A 6168-nucleotide genomic window follows, 5' to 3' on the forward strand; every position below is an offset into this window, starting at 1 on the left:
AGCTGAGTTCGGCATGAGCTTGATCGAAAATCAGATAAATTTTACTCCAAATATCAATTAGATGTTGGGAGTTATTTAGAAGTCCTGTAAACAATAGAAAGTGAGGGCCTCTATTATTAAGCTTTGCTAGTACTAGCTACGCTTGCTAATTTTTATACATCCTCGAAAAAATTTAGCATCGGCTGAAAAACCCAATTCCTTTATATAAGCAATAGAAAAACGTTTATCTGAATTATAGATATCTAGAGAATGCTTTATACCCTGAGAGTTATCCGTTGGTTTATTATGATAAAATTCAATATCTACTGTATTACATGCATTAAATACATCACTACCTTCATATCTATATGTATTGCTTTGAAATTCTTTTTGATAAGCAAATATAATATCCTTCAATGCAATTAATTCCACATATGTACTATTATTCATTTGAATTTTAAACGAGCTAATTTTAGTACTTGGAATCTGCAAAGAATAATACACAGAATCATTTGAGCTATCTAACATAGATGGGATCATAACTGTAGGGGTATAATCTAGTTGATAGTGTTGGGTGTACGCTTCTTGTATAAACTCTAAAGGCAAATGTCGATTGTCTATCGCAGGAGCGAACCCAATTCCCTGCCCCATTGCAATGCTAATAATATACTTTGCTGAATCTATTAAATAAGGAGTAGGCCTGTATTTATTGACCTTACCTGTTGTTAAGAATGAATAACTATATAAAGATCTATACAAATCCGTTGAAAATCTCTTCCTTAAATTCTCCGAAAAGAAAAATTTTACTGGTAGCCACTTCTCATTGTGGCGAATTTCATTAATCCATTCTTCACTAAAAAATAGAATCTGAGAGTACCAAGATTGTTTTATTTGTCTGCTGTTTATTAATTCTTTGAATAGATTAGAGTGTTCGTATCTATTTTTGGGTGGTGAGGATGACAAGCTGTAATGATTTCTTATACGTTCATGATGTTTTTTGGAACCAACGTAAGGCAACATAAATGCGGATTTAGCGCCGGAGCTAACTGATATGGTATTATTTTCTACAGACATGTCCTCATTGAAAATAATCTGCTGATTAAAAATCGTGCCAGGACCTTGGATGGCAAAAGGATAAACCTCCCCTTCTGTATCATCAATCGAATACCATTCACAAAAATTGTTTAAGATCATCCCCAAAGGAAAACTGTTCATACCATAAGCAAGATCTCTCATGATTTCATTTGGGGTTTTGTTGCTGCCGAGAACAATATATTCAGAGGAGTTATTTGGAAGATATACTTCTTTTTTACTACCGAGCAACTCCCCATAACTATATTCTGCAAGATACAGAGGCATTATCAAATTGGAATTGGTATTCTCTATTAGATCATAGAACCTTTTATTTACACAGAGGATTTTGTGCTTAATGTCATTCCAAACTATTTTTTTTAGGCTATCCATTTTATTTCTATTCTAATGATTTGTTTCCAATCTAGCTCAAAGCTCATAAGATGAATGCAAGCAAGGTTAATTCAAGGAGACAAGAGCTAAAGCCAGGAAAGTGCTAAACGTATCCGCTATTTTATGATTTTGTGACTTGGGTATCTGCAATTTTGATAATGCAATAAAGACATAGTTAATTTACACTGCTGTTAAATTACGCTCCACGCCATATTCATGCGGTAGACTTCTGATAACCACCACCAAAGAAACCAAAGCACAAGCAATGATGTAGTAGGCAATGATCATTGGGTTGTTAAAGTATTGGATTAAATACGTATTGATGGCTGGGGCGAAGCCTCCAACTAGAGCCATGCATAGGTTGTAACTTATTGAAATCCCGGTGTAGCGCCCTTTTCCCGGAAACATTTCTATAATTACTGCTGGAGTCACCGCTTGCTCAGCACTATAAAATACGACTAAAGGCAATAAAACCCACCAAGAAGGGTGATTTTGCACCAGAAAAAAACTAGGGATAGAGAAGAGTAAGTAGCCAAGCATAGAGAACAATAAAATAAGCTTCCGACCATATCGATCAGATAAAGCGGCAAACAAAGGGAGAAATAATAAGGATAAAACAATAAATAAGGTCTGAATTTGGTAGGCCTGATTCAAAGGAATATTCAAAAATTGATTGAAATACGTTGAGATATACCCCATTAAGGTATAACTGCCACAAGCACTGATAACCAATAAAAGAAACACCTCCAACATGCGTTGTTTCTGATGTTTAAAAACATAGGTAATTGGCAAATAAGGCTTATCAATTTTTTTCAATAGGGTTTTAAAGGTCTCCGATTCGGATAAATCTCGACGTAACCACAACCCTAATAATCCCAGAAGTCCCCCAGAAATAAATAAAATACGCCATCCAAATTGAGCCAACTCTTCTGCACTTAAAACGCCTGAAATCAAGGAGCAGGCAAGAACAGCAATAAGTACGCCGATATTAGAACCATTATTAGTCATGCTGCTTACCAAAGCACGATTTTTAGCTCGAGCTGTTTCAGAGAGGTAAATCATAGAGCCAGCAAATTCACCACCGATACAAAACCCCTGGGATAATCGACATAAAATAAGTAAAATAGGTGCAACAAGACCCATATGTTGATACGTAGGAAGAAACCCTGTTAGCACAGAAGAACAAGACATCAATAAAATGGTAATTTTTAAGGTTTTAGCGCGTCCTATGCGATCACCGATATGACCTAAAACAATAGAACCGATAGGACGTATAACAAACCCTGCTGCAAATACCAATAAAGCGGACAATAAACTGACCATTTTATTGCTGCTGGGGAAAAACAGCTGCCCTATTACAGGGGACAAATAGGCAAATAAGCTGAATTCATACCATTCAAGGATATTACCAATAATACAAGCGATAATGTTCCGGCTTGACTGCATTCTTTTATTTGACTAAAAATTCTACTTGAGGCGAGTATACTAGAACCACTGTTAAGTTCAAGTTTCAAGCTAGTATGTTTTGATAATGAACATAAAACTGGGTGCAAGGCCTGCTCCCAGTTCTATGCAAACTCTTATGCTTTAAACGTTAATTCTGATTCAGGTTTTGGAATAGCCATCTCACTTTCAATAACCTCACATCTGAGAGGATCTTCTTTAAGGTGAGCAGCATATTTGCTGTAACAATCGGCTTGTTGTACTTGAAATTTTAATATTTGATCGGTATATGTTTCTGGGCTTAACCTTACCACATCAGCTATTTTATAAAATGATTTAAGAAGACTATTATACTCTTTTTCTAATTCAGGGGTTAAGGTACATCGATCGACATAAAGCGGATTGGCTTGAATATGAAATTGAACTCCAACCCTTATGAGTCTAAAAGGAATACTAGACACATGAACAGCGCTCATGGTCATTTCAATCTCACCAGAATAGTCCAATGTGTCCCCATCAGCTCCCGTTGGATTCAGTGAACGATCATAAACTTGCATACGACGATGGGCTTCAGGAATATTTCTAATATTAAAAAAGGCTATTTCATGTTCTTTAGCTAAATACGATGAAAATGACAATGGTGTCCAAATACCACAGGATGTTGATACACCATGTATATCCCCCATTTGATGTTTGTGCATACGATGAGCCGTTTCTACCTCGTCTACAACACGTTTTTCTTTTCCCGTCTTATCTTTTTCCGTCTTGTATACAAGAAGTGGTTTACGACCTATAATGCCTCTAAGTGATTTATTGATTGGATCATCACCTTCAGTTGATTTAAACCCACGGCTTGGTAATTGATACCCCTTCCAAGCATTCAATGCCAGATCAAATTTAGAAAGTTTTGGATCAAGTAATTTAACTCCATTTAATGTAGAAGTTTTCCATGCATGCACGTTAAAAACCCATTTTTCCACCGATGATTCAGGATAAAATGGAAGTGCGGGCTTAGCTCTTGGGGTGGACATGGTCCATAAATAATTCTTACCGCCGGCATTAAGATTGAATTTTTTTTTTGAAAACAGGGTCACTCCTCTTCGAAAAGCCATACTCCCCCCTTATGAAGAACATCAAATAGTGGCTATATAGTATAGTTTAGGATCAGAGTCTAATTTATTCAAACAGAACAATAAAAAGGCACATAAATAGGTATTTAGTGCCTAGGTAATTTATCCAGGAAGAGTCGGCACTAGAAAGAGTTGATTCATTTACTCTTTCGTGGTGCACTCCATAACAATCTATCATCATTGATTTGTTCTAAGCGACCTTGCTTACATCAGTGCTAGATTTCGCCACTGCTCCAATAACCTGATGTTATCCAAACTCTCTTGGAGGGTTATCTGCTCTGGCAAGAAGGAAGATGGGGATTGAATGAGATGATTGACCGTATTTATTTGATAAGCATAAGCAGACAATGGGGTTGTTAACCTAACTTCCTTAGGCTCTATTGCATCGGAAGAATAGATTCGAAAGACTTGATCACCAACGCTTGGAAACCATGGATTTGTCACCATTTCCAAACGACCTTCTGTGCCCCAAACAACAAATTGCCAGCTCATTGCCAAATCATCTGAAACCGTTATGGTTGCGAGAGATTGATCATCAAATCCTACAATAGCCGAGGCACGTGTATCATTATGAGGATGCTTAGAATTAGAGACACCAATAGCCTTTAAATCCATTGGATTTGCATCAGATAAGTACCTGACCAAAGACAAAGGATAACATCCAAGATTATAGATTGCTCCCCCGGCGACTGGATTAGCCAGATGAGCTATTTTAGCGGTATAGATTGCTTGAAAGAGCCGAAGGTCTCCAATGACCTTTTGCTGCAAAAGTGACTTGATTTCTTGTATGAGGGGATGGCAGCGATACATAATAGCTTCCATGCATACTAATCGACTTGATTTTGCAGAAGAAATCATTTCTTTAACCTCTTCCTCATTGAGCGCAAACGGTTTTTCACATAGCACATGCTTGCCTGACTCTAAGCCTTTTATGGTCCATTCTTTATGCAGATGATTTGGTAAACCAACATAGATGACATCCAAATCCGGATCCGCAAGCATATCATCATAATGATTGTAAACTTGTGGAATGGAAAATTGGCTAGCAAAATCTCTCGACTTTGTCGCGTCTCGACTTCCTATTGCAGTAAGCTCTCCAACAGTAGATTCTGCAATAGCACAGGCCATCTGCTGCGAAATAAAACTTGTTCCTAAAATTCCCCATTTAACCTTATTTAAACTCATGAGAGGTTACTCCTAAAAGTAGAAGTCGAGATGTTTTGATGAATTGCATATTGGTTTGTCCCCCTAGTACTGATTTGCTAACCAATCTTCAAGTGTTAATGCATAACGAAAATGATCCTGCCAAATGCCATTGATTTTTAAATAACGAGGGGAAAACCCTTCTTTTAAAAAACCATTGTTGCTTGCTAAATGAATGGAGGCAGTGTTGTTTGGTTGAATGTTTGCTTCTATTCGATGAAGATCTAAAGAAGTAAATACCTCCCTAAGAACAAGTTTAAGAGCCTGACTCATTAATCCCTTACCCGCATGGTCTAGGGATGCATAATAACCTAAGTAAGCGCTTTTAAAGACTCCACGAATAATACCACTGATGTTAAAAACACCGATTATTTGCTGCCTATTATCCCAGGCAATATAGTATTGTTCGCTGTCCTTTGTACTTTTGGATAGATAAATTTGAAACTCCTCCGAACTGCAAGGAGCGGTGATAAACGGATAATGAAAATCGCGACTGTTTTGCATTGTAGAAATAAATAAGGTTTCATCTTGGGCTGAAGGTTCACGAAGTTCAATCATTTCTAAAATTAGCTCTATTCTGTGGTCAGCTATCTTAACATGCTAATTTGTCTGTTAGCCAAACTAACTTTTAGAAAGGTTAGATGCGCTTCAAAACAATGAAGACGACCAAAAAGATCAATATACAACCACCATGAATTTAATTGACGCACAATGCAGAGGATGATAACTTCGATGCTCCTTAGGTATCTGAATTGAGGGCAGCATGCAAGCAAAGATGTTAAGTAATGAAGTATTAAGAGAGCGAAGTATTCGAGGATTTCTACAAGCGAGTGGCATTGATTCATCACAAATTAACATCAATTGCGTATTCTGACGAAAATGAACACCCATTCTGGTCGAACGTGAACACCTGTTATTTTAACGCATTGTCCCAGTGACCTTTTACACT

The 6168-nt window shown here is 37.1% G+C and carries 5 protein-coding genes; all 5 read right to left on the bottom strand.

What is annotated here, in order from left to right:
- Positions 1 to 132: 132 nt before the first annotated feature.
- The gene (locus Lwal_RS04840; protein ID WP_058479793.1) at positions 133 to 1443 is read right to left on the bottom strand and encodes a hypothetical protein; all 1311 of its coding nucleotides are present in this window, start codon (positions 1441 to 1443) and stop codon (positions 133 to 135) included.
- A gap of 180 nt (positions 1444 to 1623) precedes the next feature.
- Positions 1624 to 2889 (bottom strand): MFS transporter, encoded by a 1266-nt coding sequence (locus Lwal_RS04845; RefSeq protein ID WP_058479794.1) that lies wholly within the window; start codon positions 2887 to 2889, stop codon positions 1624 to 1626.
- A 134-nt stretch (positions 2890 to 3023) separates the two neighbouring features.
- A complete protein-coding gene (locus Lwal_RS04850) occupies positions 3024 to 3998 on the bottom strand; it encodes a hypothetical protein (protein WP_058479795.1) in 975 nt (324 codons plus the stop codon).
- Between the two features lie 222 nt (positions 3999 to 4220).
- A complete protein-coding gene (locus Lwal_RS04855) occupies positions 4221 to 5201 on the bottom strand; it encodes a Gfo/Idh/MocA family protein (protein ID WP_058479796.1) in 981 nt (326 codons plus the stop codon).
- A gap of 63 nt (positions 5202 to 5264) precedes the next feature.
- Entirely contained in the window at positions 5265 to 5777 is a 513-nt protein-coding gene (locus tag Lwal_RS04860; RefSeq protein ID WP_058479797.1) for a GNAT family N-acetyltransferase, read from the bottom strand.
- Positions 5778 to 6168 lie beyond the last annotated feature (391 nt).

Source organism: Legionella waltersii (assembly GCF_001468085.1).
GTDB classification, from domain to species: domain Bacteria; phylum Pseudomonadota; class Gammaproteobacteria; order Legionellales; family Legionellaceae; genus Legionella; species Legionella waltersii.

What these genes read in the sequence shown, in the direction of transcription:
- Lwal_RS04860 (WP_058479797.1), bottom strand. Translation starts at nt 5,777, where the DNA reads ATGATTGAACTTCGTGAACCTTCAGCCCAAGATGAAACCTTATTTATT.
- Lwal_RS04855 (WP_058479796.1), bottom strand. Translation starts at nt 5,201, where the DNA reads ATGAGTTTAAATAAGGTTAAATGGGGAATTTTAGGAACAAGTTTTATT.
- Lwal_RS04850 (WP_058479795.1), bottom strand. Translation starts at nt 3,998, where the DNA reads ATGGCTTTTCGAAGAGGAGTGACCCTGTTTTCAAAAAAAAAATTCAAT.
- Lwal_RS04840 (WP_058479793.1), bottom strand. Translation starts at nt 1,443, where the DNA reads ATGGATAGCCTAAAAAAAATAGTTTGGAATGACATTAAGCACAAAATC.
- Lwal_RS04845 (WP_058479794.1), bottom strand. Translation starts at nt 2,889, where the DNA reads ATGCAGTCAAGCCGGAACATTATCGCTTGTATTATTGGTAATATCCTT.